The organism is Microbacterium shimangi (genome assembly GCF_043556445.1).
Lineage (GTDB): Bacteria > Actinomycetota > Actinomycetes > Actinomycetales > Microbacteriaceae > Microbacterium.
In genome coordinates, this window is record NZ_JBIGII010000007.1 from 92,114 (window position 1) to 108,024 (window position 15,911).

16 protein-coding genes are annotated in these 15,911 nt (G+C 68.4%); 7 read left to right on the forward strand and 9 right to left on the reverse strand.

Features of this window, described 5'->3' with window-relative positions; all coding sequences use genetic code 11:
• Positions 1 to 64: 64 nt before the first annotated feature.
• Positions 65 to 1,069, reverse strand: coding sequence for a response regulator transcription factor (locus ACFXQA_RS13955; protein ID WP_394520480.1), 1,005 nt, complete (start codon positions 1,067 to 1,069; stop codon positions 65 to 67).
• A gap of 131 nt (positions 1,070 to 1,200) precedes the next feature.
• The gene (locus tag ACFXQA_RS13960; RefSeq protein ID WP_394520481.1) at positions 1,201 to 2,235 is read right to left on the reverse strand and encodes a glycoside hydrolase family 6 protein; all 1,035 of its coding nucleotides are present in this window, start codon (positions 2,233 to 2,235) and stop codon (positions 1,201 to 1,203) included.
• A 315-nt stretch (positions 2,236 to 2,550) separates the two neighbouring features.
• On the opposite strand from ACFXQA_RS13960, the gene ACFXQA_RS13965 reads away from it, so the two are divergent.
• On the forward strand, positions 2,551 to 2,874 hold the full coding sequence (locus ACFXQA_RS13965; RefSeq protein ID WP_394520482.1) for a DUF7882 family protein: 324 nt from the start codon (positions 2,551 to 2,553) through the stop codon (positions 2,872 to 2,874).
• A 4-nt stretch (positions 2,875 to 2,878) separates the two neighbouring features.
• On the opposite strand, the gene ACFXQA_RS13970 is transcribed toward ACFXQA_RS13965, so the two are convergent.
• On the reverse strand, positions 2,879 to 3,328 hold the full coding sequence (locus ACFXQA_RS13970; protein WP_394520483.1) for a MarR family transcriptional regulator: 450 nt from the start codon (positions 3,326 to 3,328) through the stop codon (positions 2,879 to 2,881).
• A 112-nt stretch (positions 3,329 to 3,440) separates the two neighbouring features.
• Between ACFXQA_RS13970 and ACFXQA_RS13975 the strand changes: the two genes are divergently transcribed.
• Positions 3,441 to 3,818 carry a PPOX class F420-dependent oxidoreductase gene (locus tag ACFXQA_RS13975; protein WP_394520484.1) on the forward strand — a complete coding sequence of 126 codons (378 nt, stop codon included), beginning with the start codon at positions 3,441 to 3,443 and terminating at the stop codon, positions 3,816 to 3,818.
• Between the two features lie 76 nt (positions 3,819 to 3,894).
• On the opposite strand, the gene ACFXQA_RS13980 is transcribed toward ACFXQA_RS13975, so the two are convergent.
• Complete coding sequence (locus ACFXQA_RS13980) at positions 3,895 to 4,350, reverse strand: SRPBCC family protein (protein ID WP_394520485.1); 456 nt, start codon at positions 4,348 to 4,350, stop codon at positions 3,895 to 3,897.
• An 86-nt stretch (positions 4,351 to 4,436) separates the two neighbouring features.
• On the opposite strand from ACFXQA_RS13980, the gene ACFXQA_RS13985 reads away from it, so the two are divergent.
• Complete coding sequence (locus ACFXQA_RS13985; RefSeq protein ID WP_394520486.1) at positions 4,437 to 4,826, forward strand: DoxX family protein; 390 nt, start codon at positions 4,437 to 4,439, stop codon at positions 4,824 to 4,826.
• A gap of 22 nt (positions 4,827 to 4,848) precedes the next feature.
• Here ACFXQA_RS13985 and ACFXQA_RS13990 read toward each other — a convergent pair whose 3' ends face one another.
• Genes ACFXQA_RS13990 through ACFXQA_RS14000 form a run of 3 tightly spaced genes read right to left on the reverse strand, consistent with a single transcriptional unit; the run spans position 4,849 to position 7,489 of the window.
• Positions 4,849 to 5,676 (reverse strand): endo alpha-1,4 polygalactosaminidase, encoded by an 828-nt coding sequence (locus ACFXQA_RS13990; protein ID WP_394520487.1) that lies wholly within the window; start codon positions 5,674 to 5,676, stop codon positions 4,849 to 4,851.
• Positions 5,673 to 6,257, reverse strand: a complete 585-nt coding sequence (locus tag ACFXQA_RS13995; protein WP_394520488.1) for a hypothetical protein — start codon at positions 6,255 to 6,257, stop codon at positions 5,673 to 5,675. Before ACFXQA_RS13995 ends, ACFXQA_RS13990 begins: the two co-directional genes overlap by 4 nt.
• Entirely contained in the window at positions 6,254 to 7,489 is a 1,236-nt protein-coding gene (locus tag ACFXQA_RS14000) for a glutathionylspermidine synthase family protein (protein ID WP_394520489.1), read from the reverse strand. The genes ACFXQA_RS13995 and ACFXQA_RS14000 overlap by 4 nt, the downstream gene beginning before the upstream one ends.
• 68 nt (positions 7,490 to 7,557) lie before the next feature.
• On the opposite strand from ACFXQA_RS14000, the gene ACFXQA_RS14005 reads away from it, so the two are divergent.
• Together ACFXQA_RS14005 and ACFXQA_RS14010 are read left to right on the forward strand one after the other, a co-directional pair.
• Complete coding sequence (locus ACFXQA_RS14005; protein WP_394520490.1) at positions 7,558 to 8,745, forward strand: glycoside hydrolase family 3 N-terminal domain-containing protein; 1,188 nt, start codon at positions 7,558 to 7,560, stop codon at positions 8,743 to 8,745.
• Between the two features lie 203 nt (positions 8,746 to 8,948).
• Positions 8,949 to 11,555 (forward strand): CocE/NonD family hydrolase, encoded by a 2,607-nt coding sequence (locus ACFXQA_RS14010; RefSeq protein WP_394520491.1) that lies wholly within the window; start codon positions 8,949 to 8,951, stop codon positions 11,553 to 11,555.
• Between the two features lie 284 nt (positions 11,556 to 11,839).
• Here the strand turns inward: ACFXQA_RS14010 and ACFXQA_RS14015 are convergent, their stop codons facing one another.
• The gene (locus ACFXQA_RS14015) at positions 11,840 to 12,874 is read right to left on the reverse strand and encodes a TerC family protein (protein ID WP_394520492.1); all 1,035 of its coding nucleotides are present in this window, start codon (positions 12,872 to 12,874) and stop codon (positions 11,840 to 11,842) included.
• Between the two features lie 361 nt (positions 12,875 to 13,235).
• On the opposite strand from ACFXQA_RS14015, the gene ACFXQA_RS14020 reads away from it, so the two are divergent.
• Together ACFXQA_RS14020 and ACFXQA_RS14025 are read left to right on the forward strand one after the other, a co-directional pair.
• Positions 13,236 to 13,487 (forward strand): hypothetical protein, encoded by a 252-nt coding sequence (locus tag ACFXQA_RS14020; RefSeq protein ID WP_394520493.1) that lies wholly within the window; start codon positions 13,236 to 13,238, stop codon positions 13,485 to 13,487.
• An 85-nt stretch (positions 13,488 to 13,572) separates the two neighbouring features.
• Positions 13,573 to 14,538, forward strand: coding sequence for a carboxypeptidase regulatory-like domain-containing protein (locus ACFXQA_RS14025; protein WP_394520494.1), 966 nt, complete (start codon positions 13,573 to 13,575; stop codon positions 14,536 to 14,538).
• 18 nt (positions 14,539 to 14,556) lie between these two features.
• On the opposite strand, the gene ACFXQA_RS14030 is transcribed toward ACFXQA_RS14025, so the two are convergent.
• Positions 14,557 to 15,543, reverse strand: a complete 987-nt coding sequence (locus tag ACFXQA_RS14030; protein WP_394520495.1) for a TIGR03557 family F420-dependent LLM class oxidoreductase — start codon at positions 15,541 to 15,543, stop codon at positions 14,557 to 14,559.
• Between the last annotated feature and the right edge of the window lie 368 nt (positions 15,544 to 15,911).

Consider the following 15,911-nt stretch of genomic DNA (forward strand, 5'->3'; position numbering starts at 1 on the left):
CCTCGGCCCTGGGGAGGGTCGAGGCATCCGTATATCCGCAAGGTGCGGGGCGGGCGCGCGGAGGTCAGGCGGTGGCGAGCTCCGACGTGAGCCGGTAGCCCACGCCGCGCACCGTCTCGATGTACCTCGGCGACGCCGGGTTGTCGCCGAGCTTGCGGCGGAGGTTCGTCATGTGCGCCTCGATCGCGCGCTTGTCGGCCTCGCCGACGAAGTAACTCGTGACGTAGGACTCGCCGCGCAGTACGAGGGTGAGGTCGGCTTTGCTGCGCACCCGGCGCTTCGAACCCAGGAGCGTTGCGAGCAGGTCGAACTCGGTGCGGGTGAGTTCCATCTCCTGTCCGGCGACGAGCACGATACGGCTCTCGGGGTCGAGCTGCAGGTCGCGGTGGATGACCCAGTTCGCGCCCGTCGGCACCATGGCGCCCGAGGGGCGCACGGCGAGCTCGGAACCGGCCGTTTGCGGGTCGGGCCCCTGCGACGACGGCACGACGACGGGCCCCGCGGGCATCGCCGCAGTCGGTGGCAGCAGGTGCTCGTCGAACGGGGCGATCGGCTGCTGCTGAATCGGTGCCGCGGCGGGCTCGCCCGGTCGGATCACGGGAATGGCCTGCGTGTGCCCCGAGGGCCGAGCGCCGGGAAAAGAGGGGCCGGCCGGTTCTTGCTGGGGCGCATTGGCCGCCGCCGCGCCCGCGCGGGGGCGCCGGAGAAGGGCCTCGATCCGGGCGCGCAACTCGCGGGGGCGGAAAGGCTTGACGACGTACTCGTCGGCGCCGGCGCCGAGACCGAGCACGACATCGGCCTCGTTCTCGAGACCGGTCAACATGATGATGTACGTGTCGCTCTGCGCGCGGATGCGGCGCGCCGCCTCGAATCCGTCGATGCCGGGCATGTTCACATCGAGCGTCGTGATGAGCGGCTGGTACGCGATGACCGCGCGGACACCGTCGATGCCGTTCCCCACCGAGACTGTCGAGAAGCCCGCCGATTCGAGAACCTCGACGAGGAGGTGGCGGATATCCGGGTCGTCTTCGACGATGACCGCCGTCTTCATATCCGTTGGATCGCTCATGTGTCTACTCCCCGAGCCCATATATGAGAGCGGATGCTGCGCACCGACAGGTGTGCAGACCGTTGGCACCGCTCGGTCGTGCGTGATCTTTCCACTCTTGCACGTTGCGGGCGCCGACGTCCCGCGCGGCCTCAGCGTGCCTCACGGGTCAGTTCCACGGCGCCGTCGGGCCACCACACGCCGGCGGCGGGGCCGCCGTTGCACGTGCCGTCGCTCTCGCCGGGCGGCTTGATCCAGAGGTTGGTGTCGACGACGCCGTCGCCGTAGGTGCCCCCGGGGTCGCCGACGAGGCGGCCGGGCGGGTTGCACCAGTCGCTCCCCGCGGGCCCGGCACCGTTGCGAGAAGTGTCGACGATGGCGTGCACGTCGCCGCCGAGCAGATCGGCGACCTCGTGGGCGTAGGCGAACTCGTCGGAGGTGGTCTGGTAGTTCGAGACGTTCGTCGCGAACCCGCGTACGCGGTCGAGCACGCCGACCTGGGTGAGCAGATCGGCCATCTGCGCAGCGGGCACCCAGTCGGAGTGTCCGCCGTCGAGGTAGATCCAGGTGTCGATGCCGGCGAGCCGATCGACGGCGCCGGAGAGCTGCTCGACACGTTCGGCGACGTTTCCGCATTCCGGGGCGAGGGCGAGGCTGTCGGGCTCGAGGATCACGATCTTCTGCACGTCCTGCGCATTGCGCAGCGCCTGCCCGATGAGGTCGGTCCACTCGACGTACGCATCGGGATCCAGACCGCCCGCGGAGAAATTGCCGCAGTCGCGGCCCGGCAGGCCGTAGATGACCACGGCGAGCGCAGCATCCTGTTCCCGTGCCTCGACAGCGAGGTCGGCGATGCGGTCCCAGACCTTGTCGACGGGGTCGAGCTCGGGGGTGATCCAGTAGGCGGTCGGCTGTTCGGCGAGGTACGTCACTGCGGCGGCCTCGTCGGCAGAGAGGCCGGTCGGATCCGCGGCCGAGAGCGCAGCCTTCGACTCGTTCGGGGCCACGATCTTCGTGTCGACGGCGGGAGGGCGAGCAGACAGGGTCTGGAAGAAGGTCTGGGCGTTGATGCCGACGAAGGCGATGAGGGCGAGGAGTCCGACGGTGCCCAGCGCGATCACACCGATCACCAGGATCTTCTTTGTCCGTCGACGCTTCGTCGTCGGACGCGACGTCTTTCTCACCATCTTGTGGACTCTACTCGGGATGATCCGACCGGCGAGCGACGGTCGGGGCGCGAAAAAGGAAAGCCCCCGTCGGGTGGACAAAGTCACACGCCGGCGAGGGCTGACGACCGGTGCCGGGCCGTCGCCTTCAGTCTACGAGCCTGTCCTCCGTTCGGGGGACAGAACTCGATGCACCCGCATGAACTCCGAGCGAATTCGCGGAATCGGCTCCGCGGGTCGGGATTCCGGGCTCGCGACGGTCGGTCGTACGCGCGGAGGTAGTTAGTCGCAGCCGGGCCGACTAGTTCAGCCGGGTCTGCGCACTAGGCTTTTACCGTGGGCAAACTGATTTACAACGCGCAGGGTCATTCCTTCGATATCGAAGACCGCGCGTTGTCGCATTTGCGCATCGTCTTCATGAACAAGTTGCGGCGCAACGAGTCATTCATGTTCCAGTTCTCTGCCGGCGACGGAAGCGGCACGCGCTCCTTCTGGGTTCACCCGTCGATCCCGATGGTCTTCCACTTCTACGGGAGCCGACAGCCCGTGCTCAACCGGCGGTGGGTCGACCAGCTCATGCTGGAGGCCGGCGGCCCCAACGGGCTGGCGATGACGACCGAGCCCGACGCCGACGGCGCGCTCGATCCCGACGTCGGCTGACCGGTCAGGCGCACTCGGCGTCGACGACCTCGCGCACGCGTTCGAGGAACACGGCGACCTGCTGGGCCGCCTCGGGCGAGAGCTCGGTGGCGAACGCACGGATGCTGGCCGTGACCGGGTCGATGTCGTCGGCGTCGGTCGAGCGGTCGAAGGGTACGACGAGCTTGCTGCGACGATCACGCGGGTGAGCCTCGAACGCGATCATGCCCCCGGCATGCAGTCGATCGAGCATGCCGGTGACCGAGGCGCCCGAGACTCCGAGGTGCGAGGCGATCTCGCTGGGCGTCACGCCCTCGCCGACATCCGCGCGCTCGAGGATGTAGCGCATGGCGGCGCGGGCGTTCTCGCTGGGACCGCAGTCGGTCTGCCGCCGGCGCGACAGGCGGGCTTCGGACAGTCTCAGCAGTTCGACGGCGCGAGCGGCGTCGTAGGTGGCGGTGTCGGCGACGGTCACCGGGTCATTCCTTTCCCTGCGGATCAGGGGCGCGATTTCGGACCCGCACAGTCTACTTAGGCTGTTCGATTACTAGGCTGATAAACGACCTGCGCTCTGGCACGCTGGGGGGATGATCACCGACGCTGCCCGAGCCTTTCTCGCCGAGTACCACCTCGCCACGCTTTCGACGCTGGGGCGGAACGACCGGATCCACGCTGTACCGGTCGGATTCACGTGGGAAGACGACGTGGTGCGGGTCATCGGGTCCCGCGGGTCGCAGAAGTTCCTGAACGTCGAGCGTCGGGGTCGCGCGTCCGTCTGCTCGGTCGACGGTGTGCGATGGATCAGCTTCGAGGGCACCGCTCGCGTGCTCGATGCACCGGATGCCGTCGCCCACGCGGTCGAGCTCTACGCCGCGCGGTACCGGCAGCCCCGACCGAACCCCGAGCGTGTCGTGCTCGAACTCCGCCCCGAGCGCGTGCTGGGGACGGCGGATTTCCGCGCCTGACCGCAGCCGCACTCGTTCCCTGACAGCACGAATGCGGCGACCGGATCGCTCCGGCCGCCGCATTCGAGGCGTGTCGTCAGTTCTCGACGTCGCCGCGCCACGCGCCGGTCTCGGCACCGCGCGACTCGATGAACTTCTTGAAGTTGCCGAGGTCTTTCTTCACGGCGAGGTTGTCGACGCCCACGAGGGCGCCGGCCTTCTCGAGGAGTCCGGTCGGCTCCCAGTCGATCTGCACGGTGACGCGGGTCTCGGTGTCGCTCAGCTTGTGGAAGGTCACCACGCCGGCGTGGTTCTCTTCGCCCGCGATGCTGTTCCACGCGACACGCTCGTCGGCGTGCTGCTCGGTGATCTTGGCGTCGAACTCGCGCTCCTGGCCGCCGATCTTCACCTTCCAGTGCTGGGTCGTGTCGTCGACCTGCACGATCGACTCCACGAAGCTGAGGAAGTGCGGGAATTCCTCGAACTGGGTCCACTGGTTGTAGGCGGTACGAACGGGGACGTCCACGTCGATGGTCTCGATGATCTGTGCCATGAGTTGCCTTCCTCTGCAGGGTAGGACTCCATCGTCCCCCGAGCCCCCGGTCGCGCCCCTAGGCCTTGACAACTACCCTCGAAAACATGAGAACAGTCGCCCGATGGGTACTCGCCACAGCCATGGTCTTCGCAGGACTGAGTCACTTGTTCTGGGCGCGGAAGGACTTCCAGGCGCAGGTGCCCGACGCGCTCGTGGAGGGCATGCCGCTCGACCGGGATGCCGTCGTGGTCGCGTCGGGGGTCGTCGAGGTCGCGTTCGGCATCGCGCTGGTCGCGCTTCCCCGCGAACGGGGCCGCATCGGCGCACTGCTCGCGGCGTTCTTCGTGGCCGTCTTCCCCGGCAACCTGGATCAGTGGCGAAAGGGGCGTTCGGCGTTCGGTCTCGACACCGACCGCCGTCGGTTCGTCCGCCTGTTCTTCCAGCCGGTTCTGGTCGCATGGGCCTGGTGGTCGACGCGCCGCACCGCCGTCTGACGCCGGCCGACAGCATCCGGTCTCAGCAGACCTCGAACGCGTAATCGTCGTCACCCGGTTCGCCGAGCAGGCGATCGCGCAGCACCATCGACGCGGGTGAGTCGGGGTCTCTGCACATCTCGTCGAATGGTCGCGGCAGGGCGTCGGTGTATTCGATGTCGATGACCGCGGCCCCGTAGACCTCGGTGTATGAGGGGCATTCCTCGAACGCCGCGCACTCCTCGGTGACGGCGAAGTCGAAGCCCGCGTCTGAGCGGAGCCGGTCGGCGAACTCGGCGGCGTTCTTCTGGCCGACAGCGAGCCCCGCACGGTGCGCCACCTCGACGAGCGCCGTCGCCAGCGCGAGGTTGTCGTCGACGGTCAGCGCCCCGTCGGTGCGGGTGAACGTGTCGAGGTTGTCGAACTCGACGGCGTCGAATCCGGATGCTGCGCACCCCTCCACCCACGGACCGACGATCTCGACGATCGCCGCCCGTTTGTCTGGCGCGCTGGTGTCGAGGATGACCTCGTCGGGCCAGTCCGGGTCGATGAACGGCTCGCCCTCTGCGGTCTGCAACAGCACTTCGTCGGGCCACAGGCCGCGTTCGTCCGGCTGCGTCTGGAACCCGTTGACGTAGCAGATCGAGTAGAGCCCTTCGGCGGGTTCGGCGGACCGATCCCGTCCGACGATCCGCACATCGGCGGCGGGCGGGTAGGCCACGCCCAGCTGGTAGTCGGGTACGCCACCGGGCTGGGGCAGGGTGATCGACCCCGATGACGACGGGCTCGCGGGCGCGCACGCGGTCAGCGCGAGAACCGAGACCACGATCGCCGTCAGTCGCAGGGGCAACGTGCGCCCGGTTCTCATCATCCGCCGACCGATGACCCGAAACCCGACTTGCCGGTGGTGCCGAAGCCGCTCTTGAGCGCGGTGCGATCACCGGTGTTGGCACCCGCGGGGGCGGGAGAGACGACATCGGCCTGCAGCCGCGAGCCGGGAGCGGCGAACCCGCCCGAGCCCACCGTCGACCATCCCGCGACATTGGGCGACGTCCAGCGCGAACCCGCGAAGATGATCGGGCCGATCCAGGCGTGCGAGTATCCAGCGCCGGGGTAGGCAGAAGACTGTTCGCAGAGATCTTCGGGGTTGTCTTCGATAGGGGTGCCCTGGCGCTCGAGCTCGGCGATCTGGGCGGTCACGTCGGCGATGCAGGCCTCTTTCGAGTCGTATCCCGGCCGCTCGGCATCGGCCGGGAGCACGTACTTCTGGCCGTCCGCTCCGTCGAGCACGATGCCCTCTTCGGTCGGTGCGCACCCCGACATCGCGAGCACGGCGCCCGCGATCGACATGACGGCGGCGCCGCGGGCGAGGCCCGCGCGCCCGACCGACGCCGGGCGGTGGGCGGCGGCGATGCCCGACAGGGCGATGCGACGTGACGCGGCGGATCTCACGACTTCTCCTCGATGGGGGGCTCGATGTAGTGCGGAACGAACTCGGCGAGGTCGCCGGTGATCGGTCCGCTCGTCTCGCGCAGATCGATGCCCGCGGGGGTCTCGCCGACGATCCAGCTGCCGATGACCGCGGTTTTCCCCGCGATGGGCGCGAAGCGGGCGCGTCTCTGGAAGATCAGTCCCTCTTCGCCGTAGCTCCCCGGTTGGGAGGCGACGACCATGCCGTCGCCGTTGTACACGGTCACGTTCGCACCCTCGCGACCGAGGCGCGGTTTCGACACGTAGGGGCGGCCGAGGAGCGGACCGGCGCCGGTGTAGGCGGGGAGCAGATTCGGGTGCTCGGGGAACAGCTCCCACAGCACGACGAGAAGCTGCTTATTGCTGAGCAGCAGCTTCCACGCTGGCTCGACCCACTGCGTGGTCTCGCGGCTGAAGGGGAGGAAGTTGCCGAACTGCTCGGCGATCATCCACTCCCACGGGTAGAGCTTGAAGATGTGCTTCACGGGCTCGTCGTCGCCGTCGATGAAGAGGTGTCGCTCGACGCTCCACCGGAGGTCTTCCATGAAGATGAGCTTGGGGTCGAAGCCCGCGGCCTTCGCGGTTTCGGCCATGTAGGCGACGGTGTCGAAGTCTTCGACGATCAGCTCACCGTCGCCCGAGTCGTGCAGAGAAGCGAGATGCAGCCGCGCGCCGGGTGCGAGGCCCCACCTGGCACGGCGCAGGTGGTCCCACTGCTCCATCAGGCGCTCGTGCAGCGAGTTGAACTGATCGGCCCCGGGCGGCAATGTTCCCGCGCTCCGCAGATCGTCGAGCCATTGCCACTGGGCGGCCGCGGTCTCGACGAGCGATGTGGGGGTGTCGGCGTTGAACTCGAGCAGAGTGACGGTGCCCGGCCCGCTGTCGCCGCCGTCGTACGCGAGGTCGAAGCGTCCGTAGACCGTCGGGTCGTCGTCGTCCCACGATGCCCGTACGAGTTCGTGCAGTGCCGGCGGGATTCCGAACTCGTCGAACCGGCCCTGCCGCACGACGAACTCGACGGCGTCCATGCACCGGTCGAACAGCTCCTGGGTGGCGGACTCGATCAGGTCGATCTCGGCCGCGGTGAAGACGTACGCGGCGGATTCGTTCCAGTAGGGGCGTCCGCCCTCCGACGCGAGGTCGTAGAAACTGAAGCCCACTTCGTCGCAGCGCTCGCGCCAAGCGGGACGGGGCGTCATATCGGTGCGTCGCATCGCTCGAAGCCTAACCGCCCAGGCGCAACCCGTACCCGTTGCGGGGCATCGGCGGCCACGATGGGGGAGTGACGAAGACCACTCGAACCGCGGCCCTTGCCTTGACCGTTCTGCTCGCATTGGTCGGCTGTGCGGCCGAGCCGTCTGCGCCGGCGACGTCGCCGGCGAGCGACGCGGCTTCGCCCACGAGCGAGCCCGAGGCCGACCCCGCGCCTGAGCCCACCTCGACGCCCGGCGATGTTCTCGCAGGCCTGACGCTGGAGCAGCGTGTCGGACAGCTGTTCATGGTCGGCACGTCGGTGGGGGGTCCTGATCCCATCACCCTCGACGCCGTCGCCCTGCAGCATGCGGGCGGAATCTTCTTGCACGGACGATCGTCTGCGGGCGTCGCCCCTGCGGCGGAGTTCGTGCGGGCATTCCACGACGTGCACGTCGAGGGCGACCCACCGCTGTGGGTCGCGACCGACCAGGAGGGTGGCGACGTGCAGGTGCTCTCCGGCGCGGGATTCGACAGCATCCCCACCGCCCTCACGCAGGCGAAGTCCGACACGGCGACGCTGCGAGAGAACGCGACGCGATGGGGCGCGCAGCTCGCCGCCGCCGGGGTCAACATGAATCTCGCGCCCGTTGCCGACATCGTGACGAGCCCGGAGGCGGCCGCGCAGAACCCGCCCATCGGGGCGCTGAACCGCGAGTACGGCTTCGACGAGGCGACGGTTGCGGCGAAAGCCGGGGCGTTCGGCTCGGGTATGCGCGCCTCGGGTGTCATGCCCACTCTGAAGCACTTCCCGGGGCTCGGTCGGGCGACCCAGAACACCGACACGAGAGCGGGAGTCGTCGACGATCAGGTGGGCGCCGACTCGCCGGATGTCGCCGTCTACCGCTCGCTGCTGGCCGACGGGCCCGCCGTCGTGATGATGTCGACCGCCATCTATTCGAAGATCGACGCGAGCGCGCCGGCGGCCTTCTCGTCCGCCGTCGTCACGGGTGTTCTGCGCGAGCAACTCGGCTTCACGGGGGTGGTGACGACCGACGATCTGTCGGCGGCCGCGCAGGTGCGCGGGTGGGCGCCCGCGGATCGGGCGACCATGTCGATCGACGCCGGTGTCGATCTGGTGCTCGTGTCGGCCGATCCGACCGTGTTCCCCGAGATGTACGCGGCGGTTCTCTCGCGCGCGCACACCGACGACGATTTCGCGGCGAAGGTGGATGCGGCGGCCCGCCGTGTCATCGAGGCGAAGGCGTCGCTCGGCTGATGCCGGTCGATTCGTGAGTGCGCATCCTCGCGAAGGCATATTTCCGCCGAGTACATGCTCCGCAAGGGTGACGTTACGAGCGCGTTACCCTTTCGGCCCGTGATGACGTTCTCGTGAAGAAGCAGAGCGGCGGTCTCACCCGAGCTGTCGAGGGCCTGTGCACCGGCTATTCATAAGCTATGAATCCCTCTTCTGCGCGTTCCATGACGGAGCGCCCACCTCGCAGGTCGCGGCGACGCGCTCTGCTCGCCACGTCCGCCGTCCTCGCCCTCGCGGCGGGGCTGACCGTTCCCACCGCTGCCTCGGCCGCACCCGACCCGACGATCCCCGTCGTCGACGGACGCACGCAGCCGGTGTTCGACTACCCCGGGGCGGTGCGCGAACGCGTGTTCATTCCCGTCGCCGGCGTCGACCAGGATCTCGACGGTGTCACCGACGTGACGGCCATCGACATCATCCGCCCCGCCGAGAGTGAGGGCACGCTGGATGTGCCCGCGATCATCGACCCCAGCCCGTACTACACGACCGTGGGGCGCGGTAACGAGGCGCAGTTGCTCACCGACACCGACGGGAACGGCGCGACCGACCTTTCACCCCTGTTCCTCGACAACTACTTCGTGCCCCGCGGCTACGCGGTGATCCACGCGCAGATGGACGGCACCGGATTCTCGACCGGATGCCCCGCCCAGGGCGGGGCGGGCGACATCGAGAGCATGAAGGTCGTCATCGACTGGCTGCAGGGGCGTCTGCCGGCCTACGACTCGGTGACCGCCGCCGTGGCCGCGGACCAGAGCGCGATCGCGACCGCCGACTGGCACAACGGCAAGGCCGGCATGATCGGCAAGTCGTACGACGGCACTCTCTCCAACGGCGTCGCCGCCACCGGGGTCGACGGCCTCACCACGATCGTGCCGATCGCGGCGATCAGCGACTGGTACCGCTACTCGCGTACCAACGGCATCCGGCACAACACCGACTACCCGGCGAGCCTGTCGAATACGGTCACCAACCCGGAGCGCCGTGATCTCTGCAAGCCCACGCGCGACGCGATGAGTCTGGTCGACGGCGACGAGACCGGTGACATGAACCCGTTCTGGGACGAACGCAACTACCTGCCGAACGTCGACAAGGTGGAGGCGTCGGTCTTGGCCGTGCACGGTCTGAACGACGACAACGTGCGCATGAGCCAGTTCGACGACTGGTGGGCGGGGCTCGCCGAGAACGAGGTGCCGCGAAAGGTCTGGCTCGCTCGCATGGGGCACATCGATCCCTTCGACTTCCGCCGAGCGGAATGGGTCGACACGCTGCACCAGTGGTTCGACTACTGGCTCTACGACGTGCCCAACGGCATCATGGACGAGCCCCAGTCGACGGTCGAGTTCGGGCCGTCCGAGTACGTCGATGAGGCCTCCTGGCCTGCACCCGGCGCTGAACCGGTCGAAGTGAGCCTCTCGGGTGACCTCGCCCTGCAGGCCGACCCGACAGCATCCACCCTGCAGTTCAGCGCTCCGACGCTTCCCGAGGGATCCACCCGCATCAGCGAGACGACCGTGGTCAGCGGCCCGACGACCGACCAGGCGGGACGCCTCGTCATGCTCTCCGACCCGCTTGCGGCCGATCTGCGGGTCTCGGGTACGCCCGGGATTCAGCTCGACGCCTCGCTGAACGAGGCGCAGGCCAACATCGGCGCGTACCTCGTCGACTACAGCACCGACGCCCGCACCACGCGGTCGAGTGACGGCGACACCAACCTGACCACCCGTACCTGCTGGGGCGCGTCGACTCCGGTCGACACGGGATGCTTCCTCGAGGTCGAGCGCGTCGTCGAGACCGCGGACTTCTGGCGCGTCTCGCGCGGGGTGCTGGACACGTCGAACCGCGAGGGCATCGCCGAGGGTCAGGCGACTCCGGTCGTTGCCGGCCAGGAGTACTCGTTCGACTACGAGATGGAGCCCGTCGACTACGTCTTCAAGAAGGGCAGCCGCATCGGTGTCGTCATGACGACGAACCTGCCGAACTACACCGCCTCGTCGACCACCGCTGTGGCGACGGTCGACGCGACGACGAGCACGATCTCGCTGCCCGTCGTCGGCGGCCTCGACGCGGCGGCAGCCTCGGGCGGACTCGGTGCGCCGGCTCCCGTGGAGCTGTCGTTCGACCTGGCAGGCGAGGGCGAACCGATCGCCCCGCAGTCGGTCGAGTACGGAAGCGCCCCCGCGGTGCCCGCGGAACCGACGGATGACGAGCTGTTCTTCGATGGATGGTTCGCGGATGCCGCGTACACGACCGTGTTCGACTTCACCGCACCCCTGACGGCCGATACGGTCGCCTACGCGAAGTGGGTCACGCTCGAGCAGCGCGTCGCGTCGATCGAGCTGACGGTCAGCGAGACGACGGTCGACCAGGGCGACACCGTCACGGTCGCCGTGACCGGGTTCGACGCCGAGGGCGAAGAGCTCGGCGACGTGACCGACCTGGCTGCCCTCAGCAGCTCGGTCGACACCGATGTATTCGCCGGCTCCGCGGTGACGTTCGTGCACGCGAGCCCCCACGTGATCACGGCGGCCGTGAACGGAGCGACCGACAGCGTCACCGTCGAGGTCGTCCCTGCGCCGACGCCTACCCCGACAGCGACCCCGTCGACCCCACCCGTGGTGGGTGACGTGACCGACTCGTCGCCCGACGACTTGGCCGCGACCGGTATGTCGCCGGTCGTGTTCAGTCTCGCCGGTGCTGCAGCCCTGGCGCTGATCGCGGGAATCGCGCTGTTCGCCATCCGTCGTCGCCGCGAGGAGAACGCGACCTCGTAGCCCGACGCGAAGGGGGCGGATGCGGGAGACCCCGGCATCCGCCCCCTTTGGCGTGCGTGTGCGGCGGCGCGCCGCATCCGCCCGCCTTATCGCGTATGCCCTCCGTTGAGCGGAGGGTATACCGCGAGGGGAGGAGCGTTCCGGCTGCGGGGGTCCTCCGCCCGCCGTATACCCTCCTCCGAGCGGAGGACCGCAGCATCCGCCGCCCGATTCGGCGCTCGTGACCTAGACCCTCGTCGTCGCGCGGGTTCACGACCGGGACGACGGGCGGATGCTGCGTGGTGCTAGCTGGCCGAGGTCTCGTCTTCCGCGTGCACGACCGGGCGGCCGTCGACCTGCGCGCGGTCGTTCTTGCGGTCGTCATGGCGGGTTTTCGCGAGGCTCGCGACCGTCGCGATGGTGATGGTGGCGCCGATGAATACGAGCGAGAACGAGATCGGGATCTCGGGCGCCCACAGGATCGGCTCGCCGTTGTTGATGAAGGGCAGCTCGTTGACGTGCATGGCGTGAAAGACGAGCTTCACACCGATGAACGCGAGGATGACCGCGAGGCCCTGAGCGAGGTAGACGAGGCGCTCGAGGAGGCCGCCGACGAGGAAGTACAGCTGACGAAGCCCCATGAGCGCGAAGGCGTTGGCCGTGAAGACGATGTAGGCCTCGTTGGTGAGTCCGTAGATCGCGGGAATCGAGTCGAACGCGAACACGAGGTCGATGAAACCGATCGCGATGATCGTCAGGAACATCGGGGTGATGAACCGCTTGCCGTTGATCTTCACGGTGAGCTTGTCTTCGTGGAACTCGTTGTGCACGGGGAGGACGCGGCGGACGAGCTTCATGAAGCGGCCGTTCGCCGGATCCGACTCACCGTGGGTGAACGCCTGACGGTAGGCGAGTACCAGCAGCAGGGCGCCGAAGATGTAGAAGACCCACGAGTAGTTCTCGATCAGCGCGGCGCCGAGCGCGATGAAGATGCCGCGCATGATCAGCGCGATCGCGATGCCGATCAGGAGCACCTTCTGCTGGTACTTCTTCGGCACCGCGAAGCCCGTCATCACGAGGAGGAAGACGAAGATGTTGTCGACCGAGAGCGCCTTCTCGGTGAGGTAGCCGGCGAAGTACTCTCCGCCGAAGTTCCAGCCCGAGAAGATGCCGATACCGACACCGAACAGCAGGGCGAGCCCGATGTAGAAGACCGACCAGCGGGCGGATTCGCCGATCGATGGTTCGTGCGGCGTGCGCACGTGGGCGAAGAACTCGAACGCGAAGAACGCGATGGTGACCGCGATCGTGATGAGCCAGATGAGAGGTGTGATCTCCACAGGAGTGCTCCAGGGGTGAGAGGACGTTGCTAGGACGTCAAGGTCTCTTCCATCCCGAGAATCGGGACCAGCGGGCCGGGACACGTCTTCGAGTCCGTACTGACGGCGCCGCCGCGATGGGAATACTCCCCTTGTCCTTCCAGACTACGGCATCCGCGGTGGTGCTCGGTGCGGATAAGCCTCGACCCCCGCACCGGGCCGGGTGCGGGGGTCAAGACGGTCTATCCCTCGGACACGTAGCGTCCGATGGCTATTCGGAGCCCGGCCCCGAACGGATGGCGCGGCGACCCATCGCCGTCGACAATCCTCGGGGTGCGCAACCCCCGTCGCCCGGGAAAGTCGGTCGACGTACGATCGCGGCATGGAAACCAGCGACATCACCTGGAACGAACCCGCCCGCGCCAAGATCCTCGACGATGCCGACCGCGTTCTGCGCGAGGCCGTCGTCGGCGTGGCCTCGGAGCACCCCGACATCTCGGCCGACGACGCGTTCGCCGAACTGAACGCTCGGCTCAAAGACCGTTTCATCGATTACGAGCCCGGACCCGACCTCCGCAAGTACGCCGAAGCCATCGCCGCCGGAGAGATCTCGCGCCGAAGCGACACCGACTAGTCACCGGCGGTCCATACGGGCCTGCTACGGTGCGGCGACTGCGGTCGATCACGGCCGCGGACCCACCCCCGGCAGGAGCGGCGAAGTGCACCAGAGAGACGGCGCCCGTCAGCCCCGCTCGTTGCGGAAAGCCGCCGCGCTGCTCGTTTCGGCGGTGGTCGCCGGCTCGTTCTTCAGCCCCACCGGTGTGGCGGTGGCCACGGCCGCGGAGCCGGGCACCGGTCGCATCCTCGGAAGGCTCGCGTCCGAGACGGGCGAGCCCGTCGCGGGTGACGTCGTCGCGATCGACGAATCGACGGGCCAGGCCTACAGCGCCACCGCGCAGTCGAACGGCGCGTACGCCATCACCGGCGTTCCCGCGGGCCGCTACGCGGTTCTCTTCCGCCCTTCCGAGGCGGCGATGCCCGGTGCGCCCTACGGGTACGTCGACGCCTGGTACCCGAACGCCCGCCGCGGCGACGGTGCCGCCCGGGTCATCGTCGACGTCGGAACCGAGACCCTCGCCGTGGACTCCGCTCTGTGTGCCGCCGGACGCGTGACCGGCGTGCTCGCGGGGATCCCGGGCACCTACGCCGTCGCCCTCCTCGACGAACCCACCCCGGTCGACCCGTTCGACGGCGACACGCTGGTGGCCGAACTCGACGCAGCGGGTGAGTTCGCGCTGCGGGCCCCCGCGGGAGGCTACGAGCTGCTCGTCTACCGCCGATCGGGCCATGACTGGCACCCGTACGCGGTCGCCGAGACCCGTGTCGAGGTCGAGAGCCGATCGCCGGTCGGCATCCCGGTGATCGCTGCCCCCGCCGCGGGCGCCGCCGAACTCGTTCTGCGCGACGACGACGGCGGTCTCGCCGTCGAGGCCGACGTGATCCTCCGCAATACCGGATCTTCGCGGGTGGAACGCGACGGCCTCACCGACGACGCCGGACGCGTCGTCTTCGAAGGTCTCGCCTCCGGCACTTACACGGTCGCGGTCAACGGCGTCGAACGAACGCCATCGCTCGTCGTCGCGGTGCACCCCGACCTCAGGGCGCACGTCACCGAACCCGCCTGAGGTCCCGCGACCCCGCGATCAGAGCGCGCGCAGCCGCTCGAGCAACGGCTCGGCGATCTCGGCGACGAACTGCTCCTGCTTCTCGTCTCCGACCTGCACGATCGCGATGTCGGTGAAGCCCGCCTCGACGAACGGGCGCGCACTTTCGGCGAGGGCATCGAGGTCGGGGCCGCAGGCGATCGCCTCGGCCACGTCTTCGGGTCGCACGAACTGGCTCGCTCCCTCGAATCCGGCGGGCGTCGGCAGATCTGCGTTCACGGCCCAGCCTCCGGCGAACCAACGGAACTGATCGTGGGCCCGCGCGATGGCTGCTCCCTTGTCGGGGTCCCAGCTGATCGGGATCTGCCCGATCTTGCGCGACTCTCCGCTGCTCGGCACCGACTCGCCCGACCGCGCAGCATCCCACGCCGAAACGAGGTCGCCGTCGGGTTCGGTGGTGATGAGGTGGTCGCCGAGGGGAGCGAACTGCTCGATCGACTTGGCGCCCGATACTGCGACGCCGATCGGCACGCCGTCGTCGGGGGCGTCCCAGATGCGAGCCGAGTCGACGCGGAAGTACTCGCCGTCGTACGTGACGAGGTCACCCGTGTGGAGGGCGCGGATGATCTCGATCGCCTCGACGAGCATCTCTTGGCGAGGCTGCACCGACGGCCAGCCCTCACCGACGACGTGCTCGTTCAGGTTCTCGCCGGAGCCGAGGCCGAGGGTGAAGCGGTTGTCCGACAGGATCTGCAGTGTCGCGGCCTTCTGAGCCACCACGGCGGGGTGATAGCGCAGGGTGGGGCAGGTCACGTAGGTCATGAGCTCCACCGTGGAGGTGGCGTTCGCCACGGCGCCCAGCACCGTCCAGGCGTAGGGCGCGTGCCCCTGGCTCGTGAGCCACGGCGAATAGTGGTCGCTCGAGACGAGAAAGTCGAAGCCCGCGCCCTCGGCGGCCGCGGCGTACCGCACGAGCTCTCGCGGTCCGCTCTGCTCGGTCATCAGCGTGTACCCGAAACGTGCCATGGCGTGCTCCCTCGATCGACTTCTTCGACGATAAGAGGGGGAGTGCGGGCGTGCGCGGGGGTTGCGAGCTGTGAGCGGATGCTGCAGGGTGACGCGCACTCTGCCCTGAGCGCCTAGAAGGGTTGGCGGCCGACGATCGTTCGCGGCTTCTTGGAGCGAGCGGGGGCCGGCGTCGCTGCCCGGCGTTCTGTTGCGGGCGCTCCGACGGCGGGGTCGAAGCGCGGCGTACTGGCCGGAGGGGTGGGGCGGGGGGTTGAACGTTCTGAAGGATTGTTCATCTTCGTACGCTATGGCGTTCACCTGTAGATGCTCACAGGTTCGCCTTCGGTGCCCTGGCGCGTCGCGCTCGATGGCCGCTAGAGTGCGGG